Genomic DNA, 23,438 nt, shown 5'->3' with positions numbered 1-23,438 from the left:
CAATCAATTCGTAAGAATTATTAGCCCACCAAAGACAGTTTATCACTAAAACCGATCACCCCATAGCTTTTTCATATGCTCGACCAGTTTTTGTTCTGCCGGATTATTCTGCCCTTTCCAGAAACGCTGATTGAGTACTTCTTTAGGCAAATAGTCCTGTTTAACAAAGTTGTCTTTATAATCATGTGCATATTTATATTCCTTGCCATAATCCAACTCCTTCATCAATGCGGTCGGTGCATTGCGCAGATGAAGCGGGACAGGCAGGTTACCGGTACGTTCCACCAGTGCCAGGGCATCGTTTATAGCCATATAAGCCGAATTGCTTTTAGGACTGCTGGCCAGATAGACCGTTGTCTCCGCCAGAATGATCCTTCCTTCAGGCCAACCGATTTTCTTCAGGGCATCGAAACAGGCATTTGCCAGTAACAGGGCATTCGGGTTAGCCAACCCGATATCTTCCGCTGCCGAAATGACAAGCCGGCGGGCGATGAACTCGGGATCCTCCCCTCCTGCCACCATACGGGCCAACCAGTAAATCGCACCATCGGGGTCGCTTCCCCGAATTGATTTGATAAAAGCCGAGATAATATCGTAATGCATTTCCCCGCCTTTATCATAGGCAGCCGGATTCTCCTGTAAACGCTCTACGACTCTCTCATCCGTTATTTCTATCGTTTCTGTTTCCTCAGCCGAGACAACCAGTTCCAGAATATTCAGAAGCTTTCTCGCATCCCCGCCGGAATAGCGCAACATAGCGTCTGTTTCTGTCAACCGGATATCTTTATCCTTCAGTATAATATCCTCTTTGACTGCTTTATTCAATAAAGTAAGCAGATCGCTTTTATCCAACGATTTCAACACATACACCTGGCATCGGGATAATAACGGGCGGATCACTTCAAAAGAAGGGTTCTCGGTCGTTGCTCCAATCAATGTTACGACTCCTGTTTCTACTGCATTCAGTAAAGAGTCCTGCTGCGATTTGCTGAAACGATGTATTTCATCAATAAATAAAATCGGAGATACGGTATTGAAAAAGCGGTTACCTTTTGCTTTTTCAATCACTTCACGTACATCCTTTACTCCCGAACTAATCGCACTCAATGTGTAGAAAGGAGCTTCCAGCTTATTGGAAATGATTTGTGCGAGTGTCGTCTTCCCCACTCCCGGAGGTCCCCAAAGAATAAATGAGGGGATACGGCCTGCATCGATCATTTTCCTTAGCACAGCGCCTTGTCCGACAAGGTGTTTCTGTCCGATATAATCATCCAACGTCTTTGGACGTAATCTTTCTGCTAAAGGTTGACTCATCATGCAGACAAAAGTCGGATATTTTATTTACTTTTCAAAGCATAAACACCGTAAAAATATATAGGAATTCTAATGTTTGAGAGCAGTATTTTATAACAAAAAGAAAGGCACACCGAGAGCACACCTATAGAGAGAAGAAGAAAAGATGTCATTTTGTCAACACGCATTAGAGAACACAGAAAAAATCTACGCTATATTCCCTACGTTCCCTAATGCCATTTTTATGCAATTACTTGATGCCACTCAGGCTGGAAAGGTCACGTACAACCGTCATATCCATAATGTTACTGTATATTTCCGTTGTACGCACGCTTTTATGTCCGAGAAGCTTCTGTACAGTCGTTATATTCGCTCCATTATATAATAATAAGGTAGCATTCGTATGCCGGGCAGTGTGGAATGAGACTTTCTTATCTATATTGGCCATCTTGGCAAGGCGGCGGAGCTGCTTGTTGATATTTGAATTAGCCGAAGCGGGCACTTCAAACAGCTCCCACGGACTATTTCTATATCGTTCATAAATAGCCAGAGATTTTCCTTCAAATAAAAGGAAAAGAGGCAGACGAACATTCACATCCGTCTTGACGGAAGAATAGACCAGCCATATTTTATCATCTATACAATGGAAGTTATCCCTCGTGATGCTCACTATATCCGAAAAACGGAGTCCAGTATAACAGCTGAACAGGAACATGTCCAACGTGCGCCGAAGCGTACGACGTCCCTTCAGGTTAAGGCTTTCCAATTGCTCCAGTTCCTCGGGAGTAAGATGCGATCTTTTACTTTCCATATATTTGATCTTATATTTACGGAAAGGATACCGATGCAGATCGAATAAATCTTTATTGATCGCCAGATTGATATACCGCTTCAGATGTTTCATATGCTTGGCAATCGTATTCCGATGATACTTATTTACCAACAGGTAGTGTTCAAAATCGCAAAGAAAATTATAACTCAAGTCGTTAAAACTAACTTCAGCTTTGTACGAAGAAAGAACCTGCAATGTAGAAAAATGATTCTTCATTGTTGACGGTTTCAGATTACTCTGCTTGATCTCATTTTGCATAAACTGAGAAAAAGAAATCTGGCCAGTCTCTGGTTTCTCCTTCAGATCATTCAATGAAAATTCCTTGTTACTTTGGGCTATTTCAAGCTCCAGCTGCTCTAATTCTGCAACAAAATCAGACAAATACTGATTCAGAGACTCCATATTCGGATGATTCTTTACAGCTTTCCTCTTTGCGTCCCACTGATAAGGCTTAATATAAACCTTTGTTGAAAAATACTTCTTCTGCTTATTCAGATAGGCTTCCACCTGAATTAAAGCTTTCCCTTCTGAGTTTAACAGCTTCTTACGGTTAAACACCAAGTTGTAAATTACTTTTTCCATGATATATATTTTATTTTCTGAATGAAACACGAAGGAACGATAATAAGTTCTTTCTTTCGTATAAGACAAACTAAAAGTTTGTTATTACATATTTACCGGAGTTCAGAAAGGACAAAATCCTGCTTCTACCCCACCTTAAAAAACAATCGATCCAAGCTACTCATTTCGACTATGAGTCTACAAAGATAAAAGAGACTTACCAATCATAAAAAACAAAAAACAAGAAGTAACAACCTAAAAAGGAAACATAATATCACCCAAAACATAATTGGTTCAAAAAGTGAAACATAGAAGAGTTATTTTTTTTGTGATAGAAAGAAAAAAAATCAGGTTGTTGCGATAAACTGCAACAACCTGACAAATACATCATAATATATATACGTAAAGCAACTTTAATTCAAAAGGCTTCTTTTCATTAATAATCTTCCCCTTCCCAGCCGGTTTTACGGAAGCCTTTAACGGTAACCGTTTTTCCCGTACTTTGAGTCAGCATAAATTCAATTGCGTCTGCTTTTGTATTAGCTTGAGTTGTATACCCATCCACAACGACTTTACCGGTAATATTAAAAGTGACCGTCGAATTTACACCGTCAGTAGCATGAAGCAAGTTAGGAATACTATTTCCGTCAAATGCCTTAGAGGCTACATCACAATGTACTTTACCACGTACGCCCCAATCATTAGCCGCAGCTCCTAATTTGATCCACATTTTATCAGTTGCATCATCTGTTGTATTATACGTACTGCACGTTAAACCTTCTGCCAAAACCGCACCGTCTTCGCCGGTAACGTTTACAACCCACTCTCCACATAGTGGATAAATAGCCGTATATTCAATCTCATAGTCTCCATAAGTCTCGCACGAAGACAGCGTTGCTAATGCAAACAGGACAATTAATAATTTATATATCTGTTTCATACTTTAATTATTTATCTGATTAATATAGATATTTATTTATGCCACCATTGCTTTTCAGACAATGGAACTACACTCGGAGTGTTAGGATTGTAGTCTGACGAACTCTTGGGGTACAATAAACGGCGGGGATATTCTCCCGGTGCTAAAGCAGAACCGATGCACGGAGTCAATTCGCCCCAAACGTATCCTTCTTCATCCACATGTTTTGTACCTAAAACCGGAATTCCGGTGCGGTTGATATCAAACCATGCATCCCAGGCCTGACAGCGTGTGGAAGCAATCCATTTTTGAGTCAGTATGGAAGTTAACATGGAGTTCAGATCAGTGTTGTTAAAAGCATAAGGTGCTCCATCGGCAACAAAGTCAGCAGCAGAATACCCCCAACGTTCAAATGCTAAACTTACACCTTGGTCATAAGCCTCTTTTGCTTTTGCGGCATCATTTAAACGTGCATAAGCTTCAGCTTGCAAAAAAGCGACTTCTGCTGCCGACATGAAATAGACCGCATCTGTTGGAGACAATTTCGCTACTGAAACCATACGGGTAGTTAACTCCACAGAGTTAGGACGGTCGCCATATTTCAGAGCAGTCGTTTCACCCGAGCCATCTGTATTTAGAGAATAGAAATCATTTAAACGAGGATCGTTATATTTCTTCAGATAATCGCATACAGTTGCACATGCGCGAATATTCACAGTAGAATTCAGCTTACGGCGATCGTTCTCATACAACGGATTCGATTTATTTTCCAGATCCTGAAAACAATCCATTTTTGCATCTACACCCAATAAATCACCCTCATCCAACAATGCTTTGATAGCAGCTTTATTCGTATCGAAATCGCGCATCATCAATTTTAACTTCAAGCTTTTTGCAAATTGAATCCACTTATCGACATCACCTGCAAATACCAAATCCTGTTTCGTTACTGTCGGTAACCCACCGGCAGTAGCTTCCGCTTTCTTGGCTATTACTTCATCCAGCATTGCTAATAATCCCGGATAAACAACAGTCTTGCTATCATCATATTTAGGAGTCGTATTATCATTTCCGGCTATAGCTTCCGTAAAAGGAATAGAACCATAAGAATCAACGAGGATATGATACATAAATGCAGTCATTGTCTTACCCATCACCCAGTAGTTCCACTCTTCCGAAGCAGTAGAACCTTTGATTACCAAATCTAAATCAGGAAGAGCAATAGAGTAAGGAATAGACCACAAGCGGGAATCAGAAGCATTAGTTATAGTATAATTAACCAACGTATTATACTGGTTTGAAGTATGACCTTGTGTACATTGTTGAGACCACATACTGCCATACAATTCGTAAGTTCCCCCTACAATACTGGCCACCCCGGCAATACCGGAAGGAAGCAAAGTAGAAGAAGAGGCTTCCGTTGGATATTCAGGATTCTGGTTGATATCCAAATAATCAGAGCAAGAGGTTGTCGCCATCAAACAACTAACCAACCCTATATATAATAAACTGAATCTTTTCATATATCTTTACTTTTTAAGTTATTTAGTTAGAATGCAACTTTAACGCCACCACCAAAAGTTCGATTTGTAGGAGCCGCACCAAATTCACCGATTTCAGACAAAATATCATTACCATAATTAGTTCCTTCCGGATCCACATAATTGTTCTTTTTCGGAGTCCACATAAATAAGTTACGTCCTATCAAACTCAATTGAACAAGCGTAAACGGAGTTTGTTTCAACCAATCTTTCGGCAATGTATAAGAAAGTGTTATTTCTCTCAATTTCAGGTAATCTTTCGGTAATACCCAGTTTTTATACTGGTCATAATTAGAAGCATTATTATAATAACTGTTGACAGCACTTGAAGCTCCTCCCCAATGCACGATTGGAATATCATTTTCTACATATTGCCCGTTTACGACTTTCACGGAATTAGGAACAACAAAAGGTTCACGATTATTAAACACCGTATAAGTCGAGTTACCCGCAAATGTCAACAATTGAGCAGTATATGAATTAAATACACCACCATCACGCCAATCTAAAACAGCGCTCAACGTGATACCTTTCCAGGTAAAATGTGTATTGAATCCCATCAGGAAATTAGGAGCAGACGTTCCTACGACATCTTTCTTGCTGGCATCGATTGTCGGCATACCATTGTTATTCACAATCACCTTTCCATCTTCCGTTTTAGCTAAAGCCGGCACCTTGAAAACACCTAAAGGCTGACCTACTTCCGCTACGAAATCCACCTGATAAGAACTTGTCAGCTTATATTCTTTCACATCATCCCATAACTCCTTCACTTCACTCCAGTTTTTACTAAAAGTAAATCCCAGTCCCCATTCAAAGTCCTTTGTACGGATAGGAGTTCCGTTTACTGCCAGTTCAATACCTTGATTAGCAATCTTACCCACATTTCTTGTCATCGAAGTGTAACGGGATTCAGGAGCTAAACTAGCCGAAATAATCTGATCTTTCGTATTTTTATTATAATATGCCGCATCAATATCCAAACGGTTATCAAATAAATGAGTTGTCAAACCAAATTCCCATTCAGTGGTAATCTCCGGACGAAGGTCCTTGCTGGGCAAACGATTATATTCAGTCAAACCTAATGTATTGTTTATAGGCAAATACAAATCACCAAAACCTAAACTGATCTGGGTCGGAGTAAAATAACTGTTGGTTCGATAAATAGGAGCATCATTACCGGTTTGTCCCCATGCTGCACGCACTTTCAAAAAGTTCAGAATATCAGACTTCCAGTCTTCAAACAGATCGGTAAAAATCAAAGATGTATTTACGCCTCCGTAGAAGAAACTATTATTTCCCTGCGGCAAAGTAGAAGACCAGTCATTACGTATAGAAGCATTCACAAACCAAAAGTTCTTATATCCCACCTCAGCCTGTGCAAACAAACCGACGAGACGACGTTTTTCTGAAGAGGTTGTAGTCATTGGTTTATCAACACCATTAGCCAAATTAAACCATCCGGGTTGTTCCAAACCATACAAATAAGACTTCAAATATGAATTGGTCTGCTGATTCAAATTCCATCCTAACAAACCATTCACAGAAATATCGTCACCTATTTTGTAGTCTGCATTCAAAAAGGCCGTAGCATCGATTTGTTCCACTTTATCACGACGCTCTGTATAGGTACCAGGTTGTTCTTTCTTACCTCCCAGCTCACTCCAGGAACCCGAAGCAAATGAGATCTTTTCATTCCATCTTTTTTGAGTAGCATTCGTAAAATCACCACCTAAACGTCCTACGGCTTTCAAACCCGACATAATTTCAAAAGCCAGTTCGATCTTACCATAAGCACGGTCATCCTGATAGGTATTACGGTTATGATCCAATACCCAATAAGGGTTTTCAGCATATGCTGTATAAAAGTTATCCGTATTAAAATAGGGGTTCGTATAATCTTTCATACCACTTATATTTACGTCTACTGCATGCTGCAATATTTCCGTAAACATAGTAGCACCATCATCACCCTGCCCTGCTGCAGCTTGTGTGATATCTTTACGAACATAGTTCAAATTCAATTCGGCGGAGAAACGTTTATATTTCATATTACCTCTCAACGAAATCGTATTACGAGCGTATGAATCGGCATCACCGGGCAATACGCCATCTGACTTTACATTACCATAAGAAGCAACCAAACCGAGTTTATCATTACCCATACGTATCGAAACATTGTTGTTCGTTTCAAAACCAGTTTCATAAAAATTACGAAGGTTATCTTTCACATAAGAGAAAGGTTTGGACAATGGGGTCAACAACCCTTCAGAACCATCGGAGAAAGGTCCCCACATATGTTCACGTCCATCCAGAACCGGTCCCCATGAACCATTTTCCATTGGTCCGAAAGAGCCCCATCCCTGACCAAAACGATCCTGGGTTTGCGGTACGCGCAATACACTTGAGCCCATGAAAGAACCATCATAAGTTACAGATAGTTTTTCTGCACCGGCACGCTTTGTTGTGATCATGATAACACCATTAGCTGCACGGCTACCATAAAGAGCTGTTGCAGAAGCGCCTTTCAGGACTGTTACAGACTCAACATCTTCCGGATTGATATCATTCGCCTGATTACCAAAGTCTACCGAGTTTGAGAATGAATCCTCACCCTGGAAATCATTCATAACAGGTACGCCATCCACAACATAAAGAGGTTGATTCGCACTAAACGAACTGATACCGCGAACTATTACTTTTTGGGAAGAGCCGGTTCCACCACCATTCGTAATATTCAAACCGGCAACCTTACCTGTCAACCCTGCCATTACAGATCCGGACTTTGCAGCATTCAACTCCTCGCTTTTGATAGTAGAAGCAGCATACCCTAACGCTTTCTCCTGTTTCTTCATACCAATAGCAGTTACCACTACCTCATCCAGATTTTGAGTATCAGATATTAATCTAATATTAATAACTGGCTTAACAGCTACTTCCTGACTCTTCATCCCTACGTAAGAAACTACCAGAGTCTTTGCAGAACTACGTCTTTCATCAATATACTGTGTATCAACTATTTATACCACATTATGTAATAGTGGTTATAATGGAAATAAAGTATTGTTTCTAAGCTGGATATTGATATAAGATAATATTTAAAATGTTTATTATCAGGAATTTATATCCTACACCATAGAAAAGAGCAAAATTGGGTATCATTATATCTAATACTCAAATTCTACTCTTTTTTGATGGGTTTTAAGACTACTTCTTTAGGGGAAAATTCGTTATTTATCTTCAGTAAAACCTGTAATTAATTATCTAAATGCAGTCGTATAAATATTTTTCAACCAATACTCAAAAATAGGATCTTGTATTTCGGTAATATTTCCCGGCAAAATATCAATCAAGTCTTTTTCCAACGTCGCTTTTCTCAAATTCTTGATATTAGCAGATGTACCCAATTTATATTTAGTCAATACTTCTTTTGAAGAAAAATTGACAACACCATCTGCTACTGCTAATAAGAAGTTTATCTGTTTTGATGTTAAGCTGTCTATTATATTGGCAAACAGAAGACTTAACTGAGCTGTTAAACTCAAAAAGGCTTCATTTATTATATCTTCAGAACATTGCTTTTTTGTTCGGAGCCAAACCTGCTGGCTTAATTGTTGGACATAATAAGGATGATCTTTAACCCTGGCTGCTATTGTGTTACATAAATCTTCAGAGATACTTTTACCTGTATCAGTAAAACGTGCAGAAATAAATGGAGCCCAATCAGCTCTACTTATTTTGTGTAGAAACAAAATATCTCCGAATTTGTAAAAAGGCATGCTATAGTCATTAAAAATATCCAATAACATATGCCGCTTACTCCCATAGAGACAGTAGCAGACAGAAGAATGTTTTTGCCAATGAGCACGTAACTTACGTTGAAAAGCCAGAGGATCTTCGTATTCATTGATATTCTGGAATTCGTCAATACATACAATTATTTTTTTTCCGGTATCGTTGGCAATAGCTTGCGGTAAATCCAGTATTTCATCATAAGTCAATTTATTATCCTTGAAATTTATACCAAATGATAATTCATAGGTTTGACTAGTATCTGATAATGACACGATTGGTGCCATTCTTCCCAAATATTTTTTGACACCGGATACAAATTCTTCCCAGGCAGAAGTCGAAACTTTCATCAATGCATTAGCATAAGCTATATAAAACTCTTCTTCTGTCCGGCAATTAAAAATATCAACATGACAGATATAGTAATCTTTGCTTGAATCCAGTAATATTTGTGCCGTTTTATTGACTAAAGAAGTTTTACCCCATCGACGCGGAGATATGATAATAGTATTGATCAAACTATTGAAATTCTGTGTTAACAGCTTGACTTCCTGCTCTCTGTCAGTAAAATTCTCTTTGTCCGCTATACGGCCATATACAAAAGGAGTATCCATAACTATCTATGTTTTGATGAAAACAAAGATAGTTTAAACAAATGAAATCAACAAATTTCAAATCAATCGATTTGAAATTTGTTGATTTCATTTATAAAGTCTGATTCTTGTTGTAAACACACCATTCATAAATATCAAAATGTCAATTCAACCTGCTTGTAGAATGACTGTGCGAGGAATAAACCAGACTTATTATTTTTTATGCGATTGTCAGCCACTTTACAAATAACATTTAGCACTTTATCAACTCTATAAAACATAATTATAAAATCATTTTTGAAACATCATAAAACAACAAGTTGAATATATCCTGAAATATTAGTAAATATGATATTATATATATAAAGCTGTTTTGTGTTGATATAGAGAGTAAAAATGTTGTTCAACATGCTTTTGGGGTGCTGAATAGCTTCAAAAAAGATAACAATAAACACTTGTTAACTAAATCTCGGTTTAAATGGAACTTAATCTCGTTTAAAACAAAAAATAATTTCGTTTTAAACGAAGTTCGGTTTTCTTTAAATAAATCAGAATAGATGTATTTTTAGACAAATATGTTAATTAATGTATTCCGAAGTCTTCTGTAATGCTAAATTTAAACGCTATGCTTGTTATACAAAATCAATAATAAAAATCATTTTGCTTGCTATAATGCAATTACAGTTTTGTTTTGACACTTAGCTGTACAAGTATAATAAACCCCGATAATCAGAATCGACTATCGGGGTTCACCTTATCTGGTAGTAATATTTTTATTCCCAACCGGCATTTTGTTGACTTGCCAGTGACGGGTTTCTTAAGATGTCATTCAATGGAACAGGCCAGATAAAACGTTTATCTGTATATGGGATAAATCTTTTACTAGAGCTATACCATTCCGGCTTAATTTCACTGTTGACAACAAATACACCTTTACCTTTACAGTTGTTGTATTCTATCTTAGCAGGAATACCACCCGAAGGAGCTATATCATCGTTTGCTAAACGGTGAATGTCTTCCCAACGACGACCTTCGCCATGAAATTCAATACGACGTTCCCACAAGATCGCTTCTACAAGAGATTTTGTGTCAGCGAAATCCGAAGCTTTATAACTTTCTTGTGCCGGATTTGCTAATGATCTGTCGCGTACTTCATTCAACTTTTCGAGAGCTAATGTTTTATTATTAGCGCGTGCGGCTGCTTCTGCCTCGTTCAACAGAACTTCTGCATAGCGAAGGAGCGGAGCCCAAGCATCCTGAGAAGTAGGATCCTGGTATTTATCGCAATAATAATAATCGTCAGAAGCACGATACAACAGCAAATTGCGACGTTTGTCATCTTTTGTCCAATAGCTTGAATTATAGACAGTCGGAGATGAAGTTATGATTGCACGACCGCCATCGCGTCCCGACATCATCTGACCTAAAGAACCGTTTACATCCGGATTGTCTTCCGTACTGTTTTCTATCGAAAATATTGATTCTTTATTATCTGAACTTGAAGTAAACGGAGTTGCCGGATCTGCTTCCAACTGGAAACGTCCACCTTCCAGTTTCTTTGCCTCCTCAATTACCTTATCCCAACTTCTCATGTGCAAATAAACACGGGTCTTCAATGCTATTGCAGCACCTTTAGACGCACGGGATATTTTACTGGCTGTAATAAGATCGGGCAAAAGCTGCTCTGCATCATCCAAATCCTTTATGATCTGCGCATATGTTTCAGCCACAGTAGAACGACCGATTTTCAAACCTTCCTGAATAGACTCCGGAGTATTGAATGCTGTTGTATAAATCGGTAAACCATAATTATTATTACCATCGATATTGAGAGGAAGTGCATAATGAATCAACAAATTATGATATGTCAAAGCACGTAAAAACAAACATTCTCCTTTATATTGATTAGCCAGTGCTTCAGTGAGTATACCATTACTTCCGGCATATTCCTGACCAGCCATTACTGTGTTGTAACGGTTGATGGCCTCAAAAGAAGTCTCCCACATAGCAACATTATTCGCCGTAGACAGGTTATAAGTAGCTGAGTATGTATAATCATAGAACTGAGCAGTCAAGTTCATGTCTTCGCCTCTCATTTCACCTTGTTGTATACTTGCAGCTCCGAAAGGATAACCACGTTGCCAACCATTAGTGGAATTGATATACATACCGCATTGAGCTGCATCATAGGCTCCGATCATTGATAACTCACATCGTTCGGGAGTACCGTAAGCGGTCAGATCCGAGAACTTATCGACCGGCGACAGATCCACTACATCACTTTCGCAAGCAGTGAATAAGGGTAGCGAAATTAAGGCTGCGCCTAATGCTACAACTGATATATTTTTATATAGTTTTTTATTTAGCATAATTGTAATTTTCTACTGATTTATATTCTTAAACTTAGAATGTGATATTTGCACCAAAAGTGAATGAACGCTGTTGAGGCATACCGTTCCAGTCTACGCCCAGACGAGTATTTGTTTCCGGATCCAAACCTGAATATCCGGTGATAGTAAACAGGTTCTGAGCCTGTGCATATAAGCGGATCTTTGTGATGTTCAATGCCGACAGTACTGATTTCGGCAAAGTATAACCTAAAGCCAGGTTAGATAATTTCAGGTAATTTCCTTTCTCTACGAAATGAGAGTCTGTAAAACCGTCATTAAATAAGGCGGCAGCGTCACCATAACCAATTCTTGGAGTCATACCATCACCCGTTTGTGTAGGAGATACCCATCTACCTAAAATTTCCTTACCATTATTAGCAAATTCCATATTCATCAAAGCACTCTGACGGGAGGCGTTCATGATTTTATTACCTCCTGAGAAGCGAAGGAATATGTTTAAATCGAAATCTTTATAGGTAATCGTATTGTTCCATCCTCCGAACCAGGTTGGCATGGATGAACCTAAGATTTTACGGTCGCTAGAACCCAGAGAAGATTCTTTCGATACGTCTTCAGGATTGGAAGGGTCATATTCAACATAATCATATGAGCCGAATGTATCGAACTGAACCAGGCTACCATCAGCTTTTCTCCAGATAGGGTTACCATTTTCCATATTGACTCCGTAATAGTCGTACCCGTAGAGTGAACGATAAGATTCTCCTTCACGAATAATTGTGTAATTATCAATAATATCAGTACCGGAATATAGCGATTTGACAGTGTTTTTAACTGTAGAGAAGTTGAAATCCGAGCGCCAGTTCCAATCTTTAGTAGCAATAATCGTACCACCAACAGTTAACTCAAAACCTGAGTTCTTGATTTTACCGATATTGTCGTAATAAGAATTATAAGGAACACCCATTGTAGGAGCTGTCGGAACTTCCAAAACAAGGTCTTTTGAGTTCTTTTGCCAGTAAGCCAGCTCAAATGTCAGGCGATTATTGAACATGGAACCATCCAGACCGATGTCGAATGTTTCTGTTGTTTCCCACTTCAGGTTATTGTTACCCATGCGGTTCCAGGCAACACCTGATTGCGATCCGTATAATTTTGCACCATAAGTTCCCAAATATGGAAAGTTATTTCCCAAATCAGAGTTACCTAACGTTGCGTAGCTGGCACGAACACGTAAGTCGTTAAACCATTCATTAACCTGAGAATCTTTCCAGAAATTTTCACGAGACAGACGCCAAGCAATAGAAGCTCCCCAGAATGTACCCCAACGAGTATCTTCCGGCAAACTGGACAATCCATCGTAACGAATAGATGCACCTGCATAATACTTGCTGTCGTAGTTATAGTTCGCACGGAACATATAAGATGCCAGACCATTGAATGTCTTATAACCACCTACATCCTTTATACCGAATGTATTAGAAATGATATGATCCGTAAAGAATCTGTCTGATAACTGCTGAACGGATGCATCCGTATATTCATACTGGCTGTGAGTGTATTCCTGAACGGCAGTTGCGCTCAAGTTGTGAACATCATTGAATGAATGATTGAAATTCAAAATATTTTGCCAGTTCCAGTTTTCGTAAGTTGTATTTACTTCTTCAATTAATCCCTTACGTCCATAACCATCGCCCGATTCTGAATCCCAGTACATAAAGTCTTTCACATTTGAGATATCCAAGCCTCCTTGTGTTTTTAGTGTAAGTCCGTCTATGATCGTGATTTCAGCCCAACCACCACCGATGGTACGTGTATTGCTCGAACGGTTTACATTGTTATCCAACGCCCAAACAATATTTTGTATACCGTTATCTATGTAAGAAAGGTTATTACCACGGCCTAATGATTTACGGCTTTCTTTATCGATATTATAACCAGTGACATCAGTCGGATCGTATACGTCTACGTTAGGGAGCATACGTACACCGGCAAAACCGACACCTCCCAATGAATTTTCGGAATTCGATATACCATTCAGTTTGGTACGGCTCATCTGACCATTCAAACCAACGCGTAACCATTTTGTTGCCTGCTGGGTTAAGTCAGCTTTCAATGTCAGACGATTCATATCATTGGAGCGAACAATACCTTCTTGTTCTGTGAAACCAAAAGATACATAATACTGACTTTTGTCTGTACCTCCACTAGCTGCTACATTATGACTATGTTGAAAACCAGTCTGGAAAATATAATCGTTCCATTTGGTATCCGGGCCTGCGGCATCATAAACAGCTTGTCCTTTTTCACCCCAGTTCTCAAATTTTTCATTCGCTATCGTAACGAAATCTTTAGCACCTAACAGATCATGCAATTTGCTCGCATTGGCTGCACTTACATAACCATCGTAAGTAACTTTTGCACGGCCTTTGGTTCCTTTTTTAGTCGTAACCAAAACAACACCGTTAGCAGCACGTGAACCATAAATAGCCGTAGCAGCACCGTCTTTCAAGATTTCAACCGATTCAATATCGTTCGGGTTAATATCCGACATTGCATTGAATGAAGCGTACAACTGGCCCAAGCCTGTTTTCCCGTCTCCATTATCACCGGTAGCGATCGGCATACCGTCTACAATGAACAAAGGTTGTGAACTGGAGCTGATGGTACTCATACCACGAACCTTAAATTGAGGGCCCGAACCCAATACACCACTCGGGGTACTAACCTGTACACCTGCAGCACGACCTGCCAGCTGGGTATCAAATGAGGGCGCAGCCAGATTACTTAATTCTTCTCCGCCAACTTTGGCAATAGAGCTCGTAACGTCTCTCTTGCGTTGAGTTCCATATCCTACAACGACAATCTCATCAAGATTCTGAGTGTCTGATTTTAACTTGATATGAACGATCGGAGAAACGGAAACCTCTTGAGTTTCCATGCCTACATAAGAAACGGTCAGAGTCTTTGCAGAACTTGGTCATAAAGACAGCTACCGTAATAGATTCAAAGATCTCAGGAAATGAAAATTTGATAAAATACCTATTCTGGTAGCATTTGTATCTATTTCATACATAATTTGTAGCGTGAATAGATACGACAAAATTGATGGCATTTTTTTCTGTTTCAATTTTGTTTGCCGGATATCTTGTGTTCATTTTTATACTCCTTTTGAAATTCATTAAGAGCTTATTTTATTACTCAAAAAGCCCCAAAATAGCAGAGACTTTTCTACCCTCGTGAAACCCGATGTTTTTCAGAGCCGGAATTGCTGTATGTAAAGTGTGAATAAGGCGGGGTTAAAAATAGGAAATTTTAATCCCTTTGTTAGGAAGATTTTAATCTATTCTAATACTTCAATAGTCCAAAACAACCGATTTTTGGGGCTATTCTGTTAATTAACAGTTTGTTTTTTGTAAAAACCTGTTAGTTATTTGTTGTTATAATAAATTTATTATTACATTTGCGGTCTCTCTGGTGTGTTTTATAATAGGTTTTGGCAAAGTATTCACAATATAGTGCAAATTAGTTATTTATAAGTTAAATAAAAAAGTGTGTCTATGAAAAAGTTGACTTATCTTTTATTCTGCCTAGTACTAGGCATTGGGGTGGCGACTGCTCAGACGACGAAGATAACAGGTTCTGTTATTTCGGCGGATGATAATGAGCCAATTATTGGTGCATCGATTGTTGTAAAAGGTACAATGGTCGGTACAGTGACTGATTTTAATGGTGCGTTCTCATTGGATGTACCAAGTTCTGCAAAGACTCTGGTCATTTCTTATGTAGGGATGAAAAGCCAGGAAGTTGGAGTATCCTCTAGGGTAAATGTGAAATTATTGTCTGATACTCAGGACTTAGATGAGATAGTTGTAACCGCTATGGGTATCAAACGTGAACGTAAAGCATTAGGGTATGCAGCCCAAGACTTGAAGTCGGATGAATTGAACAAAAGTGGTACGACTTCTTTAGCGAACGCTATCCAGGGTAAGCTGACCGGTGTGGATATCCGTCAGTCTTCCGGTGCTCCGGGTGCTTCCGCACAAATCACGATTCGTGGTGCCCGTTCTTTCGATGGTAACAATCAGCCGTTGTATGTGATCGATGGTATGCCAATCAATACGGCGGCAGACTTCGATACGGGTTCCTCCGTCTCTGGTAGCAACTATGCGGATCGTAGTATTGATATCAATCCGGAGGATATTGAGACAATCAATGTATTGAAAGGGCAGGCTGCTTCTGCCTTGTATGGTATTCGTGCGTCTAACGGTGTGATCGTGATCACCACGAAACGTGGATCAAACCAGATGAAAGGTCGTCCTCAAGTAACTGTTTCTACCAACTTGAGTGCACAGCGTGTATCTCGCAAGTTCGAACGCCAGGATGTCTATGCGCAAGGCGATGGTGTTGGGAGTTATAGCCCTACCTCATCCATGAGTTGGGGTCCGAAAATCAACGACTTGGCTAATGATGCTAAATATGGCGGTAACACCGACAACGCTTATACGCAAGCAGATGGTTTGCACCAAGGTATGTATTACAACCCGAAACGTGCAGCAGCCGGATTGGATGGTTGGACTACACCGCAGATATACGATAACGTAGGTGATTTCTTGGGAACCGGTTTCACCGAGAATACGAACTTCAATATCTCACAAGCGTTAAACGGCTTAAACTACTCCGTTGGTATCAACAACTCTCACCAAAAGGGTATTATCCCTTCTACCGGCATGGATCGTTGGGGAGTCCGCGGTTTGGTTGACTGGAAGATCAATAATGAATGGAAGTCTGGTTTCTCAGCTAATTATTCTTCAAGCAAGATTACAAGTGCTCCGGGTGCAAACTCTGGTATTATGAACGTGGTTTATTCCGCACCTTCTGAATATGATTTAAAAGGCATTCCTTTCAACGCTCCAGGTGATCCGACTAAACAGATATTGTTCCGCTCGACAAACTTTAACAACCCCTATTGGTGGGCCGAGAACGATGAATATCGCCAGCACACCAACCGTGCTTTCGGTAATGCTTACGTAGAATACGAGCCAGAGTTGGGCTGGGACGATAATATGTCATTACGCTTCCGTGAGCAAGCCGGTTTGGATATCTGGACTTCAGACTATCGCGACATCGCCGAGATCGGTTCTGCAGCCAACACGAAAGGACAGGTCGATAACTATGGTTCGCAGCACAACGTATTCAACAACTTGTTTACGGCTAACTTCGACGCTAAATTTGGTGATGAAGACGAATGGGGTGTGAATGTCGTATTAGGCAACGAGGTAAATCACGAAAATATCCGTGTATGGAGTTACACCGGTCAGAATTTAAATTTCTACGGTCTGCCCACGATCTCTAATACGACTTCGCTTTCCGGATATGAGTACGGACGCCAGGAGCGCACGGTAGGTTTCTTCGGTAGTGCCTCTGTTTCTTGGAGAGACCAATTATATCTGACTGTTACTGGCCGTAACGACTATGTATCTACTATGCCGCGCGGTAGCCGTAGCTTCTTCTATCCGTCTGTGTCATTGGGTTGGGAGTTCACGAAGCTTCCTTTCTTGGAAAACAACAGTATACTAAATTACGGTAAGCTACGCGGATCGTTCGCACAAGTAGGTCAAGCCGGACAATATTATAAGACTTATTACACGCAGCCGGGATACGGCGGTGGTTTCTACCAATATGTACCGATTGCTTATCCGTTGCCTAGCGGTGTGTCTGCTTATGCACCATCGTCTAAGTTCTACGACGCGAACTTGAAGCCACAGAACACAGCTAACTGGGAGATCGGTACCGACTTACAGTTCTTCGGTGGCCGTATCAAAGCGGAGTACACCTATAGCTTGCAAAACGTAACAGATCAGATTTTCGCCGTTCCGGTTGATGCGACTACAGGTTATAGCGAAATGTTGACCAATGCAGGTAAAATGCAAACCAAATCGCATGAGTTGTCCTTAAATTTCGCGATCTTGCAAGCTAAGGATTATGACTTGAATCTGGCTATCAACTTCACTCGCATCAACAACAAGGTTATCGAATTAGCTCCGGGCGTTGAGTCTATCATGTTGGGTGGTTTTGTTGAACCACAGATACGTGCGCAGGCAGGTTGTAACTATCCAAATATCTATGGTAACGCCTTCAAGCGTGACGAGGCCGGCAACCTAGTATTACTGAACGGTCTGCCTCAGGCAAGTGGTGCTATGCAAGACCTAGGAAACTGCTCTCCTGACTTCACGACCGGTTTCACTTTGGGAGGACGCTACAAACGAGTATCTATCTCAACAACATGGAGCTGGCAGCAAGGAGGTAAAATGTATCACGGAACAAACATGACAATGAACTATTTCGGTGCAACGAAGGAATCTTTGCCCTACCATGAAGGAAACATGGTGGCCGAGGGTATTGATGAGGCTACCGGCGAGAAGAATACGGTAGAGGTAAGCAAGCAAGACTATTGGATGTCTTATCATGATGTCACCGAGTCTGGCATTTATAACACTTCGTTCTTAAAATTGCGTGACTTGACTTTGACATATCAGCTACCGAAGTTCTGCGGTGTAGATTTATCTGTTTACGGTTTCGCTCGTAATATTTTGTTATGGGCCGAACTGCCTAACTTTGACCCGGAATCTTCACAGGGTAACAACAACATGAGCGGTTACTTCGAGCGATTCTCTGTACCTAATACTTCCAGCTTTGGTGGTGGATTGACAGCTACATTCTAAATATTAAAAATTTAATCAGTAATAAAGAGTTATGAAGAAAAAAAACATATATATCGCACTTGCAGTGACGATGATGGGATTTAGCGCTTGTTCTGAGGATACGTTTGATGATATCAACAAAGACACCTATCATCCAGCTCCAGAGGTGGTACCAGCCTACTTACAATTGAGCGAGGCTATCATGAGTACCGGCTTTAGCACGGTATCCGGAGATTTGGCATTTTATCTATCCTCATTGAACGAGCAAAATATCGGAGTAGGAAATAACCAGCTAATGAAAGCGGAGTTACGTAATTCCAACGAGTGGGCAAGTTCCGCTACTTTTAATAATGTATGGTCTAGTACGTATGGCAACCTGCTGAATATCCAACAGATGATCGACAAGGTTGAAAATAACGTGACAGGTAACGAAGGACACTATGACGTGCTAGGGATTGCACAGGTATTGAAAGTAATGGAATTCGGTATCTTGACCGATATATTCGGTGATATTCCTTACAGTGAGGCTTTGAAAGGACAGGAATGTCTGCAACCGAAAATGGATTCACAAAAGGATATATACGCAGACTTATTGACTACATTGGACAAGGCTATCGGTAATTTAGAAACTGCCATGAACGACAAACTGAACAATGTGAAAGACCTAGACTTGGCGTTCAACGGTGACATGAAACAATGGTTGGCAACAGCATATGGCTTGAAAGCACGTTACCTGATTCATCAGACTGCGGTAGACAAGAACGTATTAGCTTCTGCAGCAACTGCTGCTCAAAAAGCGATCAGCCTTGGATTTTCAGGCATGAAAATCAAGGAGTTCAATGGAGTAACTGCCGACAACCCCTGGAGCGCCTTCATTTGGAGTCGAAGCTATATAGCTTCTTCTGCCAATGTAGCGAAGATGATGAAAGCTACTAACGATCCTCGTTTGGATGCTTATACTGCCTATGGTGAGGCAACATTGGTTGAGCCGGGTGATGCAGAAGCGACTAAAATCATGGATGGTAGCCTAGGTTTTCCGGCTTGGTATGATTTGGGCTCACAGCCTATCCACCTATTAAGCCAGGCTGAAGTTTACTTTATTCTCGCTGAAACGCAATTGCGTCAAGGACAGGATGCTACAGATGCTTTCCAAGCTGCCGTTACTTCCGCTGTGACAGATATCTTGACAATCATGGGTGAAGACGCTAGCGGTGCGGCCGATTTCGCAGCATCTTTAGGTAAACCGACTTTAAAACTTCTCTTTGAGCAGAAATATCTGGCTCAATGCGTGGATGAGCAGATAGAGACATATAATGACATCCGCCGTTGCGAAGCAATGGGTGAGCACCATATTACTTTTACCAATCCGTATAATACGCAAGGCGGTATGAATCGTGTACCTAAACGTTTGCCATATGGAAATGACAGTGTGTTGAACAACCCGAAAGTCGCAGAGGCGTATGGTGATGGTTTCTATATCTATGATCAACCAGTTTGGTGGGCTGGCGGTAGCCGTTAACAGGATAAGCCCGTATCCTACTCCCGGATAAACACGTATCCGGAGGTCGGATACGCTAACATCCGATACCCGGATAAACTCACATCCGGGTATCGGATTTTTTATTTAGCAAACTTCACATCTATACCTTTATCTTCTTTTGCCTTCAGGCCTAATACCCGACCTCCTACTTTCACCTTTCCGGTAATAAACTCAGGAATATTATATGACATCATAAAACGGTCGTAAAACTCCGTATCTTTCTGAGGCAATAAGAATGGTTTACAGGCTTTGCCGTCTTCACCGATATAAGCGATATAAGGACGGGTATATAATCCGTCTATCCGGCGACTACTGAATATCACCCAACGGCTGTTACTGCTCCATGAGTGATAACTTTCCACATCATCACTATTCAAAATATCCAAAGGAACACTTTCTCCTGTCGAAAGATCAGCCATATACAGATCTGCATCTTTATGCCAGATTGAGAAATTTCCATATCCGGAGACTGTGTACATTAAATGCTTTCCATCAGGAGATACACGAGGGAAAGAAACACTCTGCCCTGCAGTATTTGCATTATATAATGTATCGACTACAGATCCAAAGCTCCGGGTATCCGGATCGAAAGCGATAGAACATAAACTATACTTGATCGCGGAGAACTCTTTCGGGATAGGACGCTCACCAGCCGTACAGAAATAGAGAGTCTTTCCATCCGGAGAGAATGTAGGGAATGTTTCAAAAGCTTCTTTCGAAAACAGTTTTCCGGTAGTAACTATCTCATGCTTCTCCACGTCGTACACAACAACATCCGAAGCTTCATCAAACACCTCGATCCGGTTCCTGTCATTCATATGGAATCCTTGCTTCGTATTATTTACTGAAAATGCGACATATTTTCCGGAAGGATGCCAGGAAGGATATACCAGAGACGAAATCGTCTGCTCCGTTTTAGTATTCAGCTTTTCCATCTTATCACCGTCGATCAGGATCGTTCCGGGATATGTTTCGCGCATATGGAAAAGCATCTTATCCGGATTCTGCATACAGAAAGAATGACAGTTCACACAATTTCTGCCACTCATTTTATTTTCAATAATAGCCGTTTCCGTATAGTTTTCCAGATTACGTTGGTAAAGTCCCATCTTATTCCATAAGGTATATCCGGGGGCTATCAACCGATAAGCTATATAAGGGTCAACCGGTTCTGTTGCCACATATAATTTGAATGGAGCATATTCTACCCATTGGCCTTTATCTTTTGCTTGTACGGTTACATCCACTGTATTACCGCTTGCCGCCTGTAACAATTTCTTCCATTTAGAAGCCGGAATTACGAATTGACCGCCTTTGGCTTTCACTTCTATTTTCTGATCAGCTGAAGATAAAACAGCACGGGCATCTTCATACGGGGTCGTCAATGAAAAGTTCAGCGGAGCAATATTTGCCGGGACAGTCACATCCGTATAATCCGGATTAATTACAGGCTTTTCACTTAGTTTATTGTTAATCTGAACTGAATCCGAACAGGACATAAACAGAGCCAGCAACACCATATATTTATAATTTCTATTCATATTTCATCCGATCATTTAAACATAAAATAAAACCAGTAAGTATCTCCGTAAGCTCTCCTCATCAAGCCGGGCAAGGCATTTGTATTGTTTCTATTTGCCAAAACCTGTTTTTTATATTCAGCAAACCGTTGCATGACAGAAGGAGATATATCGAAACGCTTCCAGTAGTCCGGTTCGGTCTCCGACAAGGTGATTACTGCCTCTTGAAACGATTTGGGCAATGTGGGTAAAACATCCGTACCATAATAATGCTCCACCATACTCTTAAAGCCTGCCATATCCTTTGACATCAAGAAAAAGAGTCCCAAATATTCAATTGCATTCTTATTTGAGGGGTTCGTTTCAGCAATTACCCGCAGATCCTTTTCCATATTGTTCAGTTCCGACAAATAATTATCCTTTGACAGACATTTACGCATTGTTCCCAGAATCGGATCTTTTTCAACCTCGGCATCATTATATAAAAACTTACGTTGCCCGTTAGCCCAGGAACTATAGCAACTCGTCTTTTCCAACACATTAATGTATTTTTCTGCTACCGGATATTCTCCATAAATAAGATTAGTTTGCACCAGTCTTTTCAATATGCGGGGGTTGCCCTCTCCTACAGAAGTGGCAAATGCCTCGAAAGCCATCTCCTGCGCCAATGCAGAATTACCCATCACAAAAGTAATTTCACTCAGCAGAATGGAAATCTGTTCTGTTTGATTCCAGGAAACCATCAGTCCCTGTACTCCTCTCTGATCAAAGCTGAATGCACGGTCAGCCAACTCCCCCTTATGTGCCAAAGCCAGATTCAAATAACACATGTTCAGATAATTAGTAAGCTTCCCCTTACTTTCTTCAATGATTTTATCCCATTGTTCCGTCCTTGCATAGTAGTCCAGTTCTTTTACTTTGATTGATTTTTTATCGCCATATTGAGGAACTCCCCACCAACATAAAAGAAACAGCATTACAACTTGCGCTATTCCACCAACAATCAGAAGTTTCTTGCCAACCGGCTTCAGCCTGCGTTTCAGTCCAAACGAAATAACCAGAATAACAGGAAGCGATATCCACGAATAATAGATAACGGGCTTCGGATGCAAAGCGGTATGGTAATAAGCATCAGGCAGAAAAGCAAAACGATACTCGCCTAAAGCAGCTAAATAGACACTGCATACACCACACAAAACAGCCAAAGCACAGGATAACAAGCTCCAATACCATCTCGGAGTTTTATTAAACAACTCATAAACGACAACTAATATGGAAAATAAAAAGGCCGCTGCTCCTATTAATCCAAAAAGGATAGGCGTTAACAATATCTCTGCTCCTATCCTCCATTTGTCATTCGACATACGTACACATAAATACAATGCTAAAAGCATTATATCCAGCGCCACCGTTCCGAAAACAAGATAATTAAAATCAAAATGGATAAACATGATCAGAGCGACCGGAATAAGATAAAGCAGAAACATATTCGTATCCGGTACGATCCGTCGTACAATTCCCCTTATTTCAAGCCCGGCAATAACTAATAACCCTGCTGTAATGGCTGCTCCTGCATATGGCAGGATAAAAAACTGAACCAAAAACTCAGACAGAGCTAACGCAAATCCACCGGGAATGATCAGTTTCTCTGAAATATATTCCCAGGTAAACTGAAACAACTGGATCTGCTCGATAAAGTAAAAATGATATTTACTATACTCCTGCAGAAAGACGAACAAAGCAGCAAATATGACCAGCCAAAAAGCTGCGACTTTCAATTTCATGGCATTGTGGT

Annotated in this window: 11 protein-coding genes and 1 pseudogene; 2 read left to right on the top strand and 10 right to left on the bottom strand. The window is 40.4% G+C overall.

Features of this window, described 5'->3' with window-relative positions; all coding sequences use genetic code 11:
* Nucleotides 1-45 precede the first annotated feature (45 nt).
* The 8 genes and pseudogenes from HMPREF1536_RS25830 to HMPREF1536_RS25795 form a co-directional block, all read right to left on the bottom strand.
* Complete coding sequence (locus tag HMPREF1536_RS25830; protein WP_028727448.1) at nucleotides 46-1,317, bottom strand: replication-associated recombination protein A; 1,272 nt, start codon at nucleotides 1,315-1,317, stop codon at nucleotides 46-48.
* Nucleotides 1,318-1,543: 226 nt separating this feature from the next.
* Entirely contained in the window at nucleotides 1,544-2,707 is a 1,164-nt protein-coding gene (locus HMPREF1536_RS25825) for a site-specific integrase (RefSeq protein ID WP_028727447.1), read from the bottom strand.
* Between the two features lie 415 nt (nucleotides 2,708-3,122).
* Nucleotides 3,123-3,626, bottom strand: coding sequence for a lipid-binding protein (locus HMPREF1536_RS25820; protein WP_028727446.1), 504 nt, complete (start codon nucleotides 3,624-3,626; stop codon nucleotides 3,123-3,125).
* Nucleotides 3,627-3,658: 32 nt separating this feature from the next.
* Nucleotides 3,659-5,128: a SusD/RagB family nutrient-binding outer membrane lipoprotein gene (locus HMPREF1536_RS25815; RefSeq protein ID WP_028727445.1), complete on the bottom strand. Its 1,470-nt coding sequence runs from the start codon at nucleotides 5,126-5,128 to the stop codon at nucleotides 3,659-3,661.
* Nucleotides 5,129-5,154: 26 nt separating this feature from the next.
* Nucleotides 5,155-8,118, bottom strand: a complete 2,964-nt coding sequence (locus tag HMPREF1536_RS25810; RefSeq protein WP_082207475.1) for a SusC/RagA family TonB-linked outer membrane protein — start codon at nucleotides 8,116-8,118, stop codon at nucleotides 5,155-5,157.
* A gap of 288 nt (nucleotides 8,119-8,406) precedes the next feature.
* Nucleotides 8,407-9,552, bottom strand: a complete 1,146-nt coding sequence (locus tag HMPREF1536_RS25805; RefSeq protein ID WP_028727442.1) for an AAA family ATPase — start codon at nucleotides 9,550-9,552, stop codon at nucleotides 8,407-8,409.
* Nucleotides 9,553-10,304: 752 nt separating this feature from the next.
* Nucleotides 10,305-11,900: a RagB/SusD family nutrient uptake outer membrane protein gene (locus HMPREF1536_RS25800; RefSeq protein WP_028727443.1), complete on the bottom strand. Its 1,596-nt coding sequence runs from the start codon at nucleotides 11,898-11,900 to the stop codon at nucleotides 10,305-10,307.
* Between the two features lie 34 nt (nucleotides 11,901-11,934).
* A pseudogene (locus HMPREF1536_RS25795) lies at nucleotides 11,935-14,859 on the bottom strand (SusC/RagA family TonB-linked outer membrane protein); the annotation flags it as partial.
* A 580-nt stretch (nucleotides 14,860-15,439) separates the two neighbouring features.
* On the opposite strand from HMPREF1536_RS25795, the gene HMPREF1536_RS25790 reads away from it, so the two are divergent.
* Together HMPREF1536_RS25790 and HMPREF1536_RS25785 are read left to right on the top strand one after the other, a co-directional pair.
* Nucleotides 15,440-18,604, top strand: a complete 3,165-nt coding sequence (locus HMPREF1536_RS25790) for a SusC/RagA family TonB-linked outer membrane protein (protein ID WP_046151826.1) — start codon at nucleotides 15,440-15,442, stop codon at nucleotides 18,602-18,604.
* Nucleotides 18,605-18,635: 31 nt separating this feature from the next.
* Nucleotides 18,636-20,102 (top strand): SusD/RagB family nutrient-binding outer membrane lipoprotein, encoded by a 1,467-nt coding sequence (locus HMPREF1536_RS25785; RefSeq protein WP_028727440.1) that lies wholly within the window; start codon nucleotides 18,636-18,638, stop codon nucleotides 20,100-20,102.
* Between the two features lie 101 nt (nucleotides 20,103-20,203).
* On the opposite strand, the gene HMPREF1536_RS25780 is transcribed toward HMPREF1536_RS25785, so the two are convergent.
* A complete protein-coding gene (locus HMPREF1536_RS25780; protein WP_028727439.1) occupies nucleotides 20,204-21,664 on the bottom strand; it encodes a TolB family protein in 1,461 nt (486 codons plus the stop codon).
* A gap of 11 nt (nucleotides 21,665-21,675) precedes the next feature.
* The gene (locus HMPREF1536_RS25775; RefSeq protein ID WP_028727438.1) at nucleotides 21,676-23,427 is read right to left on the bottom strand and encodes a DUF6057 family protein; all 1,752 of its coding nucleotides are present in this window, start codon (nucleotides 23,425-23,427) and stop codon (nucleotides 21,676-21,678) included.
* Nucleotides 23,428-23,438 lie beyond the last annotated feature (11 nt).

This window comes from Parabacteroides gordonii MS-1 = DSM 23371, assembly GCF_000969825.1.
Classification (GTDB): domain Bacteria; phylum Bacteroidota; class Bacteroidia; order Bacteroidales; family Tannerellaceae; genus Parabacteroides; species Parabacteroides gordonii.
The sequence above is the reverse complement of the archived record's forward strand: the minus strand, read 5'-3'. Positions and strand labels throughout refer to the sequence as shown.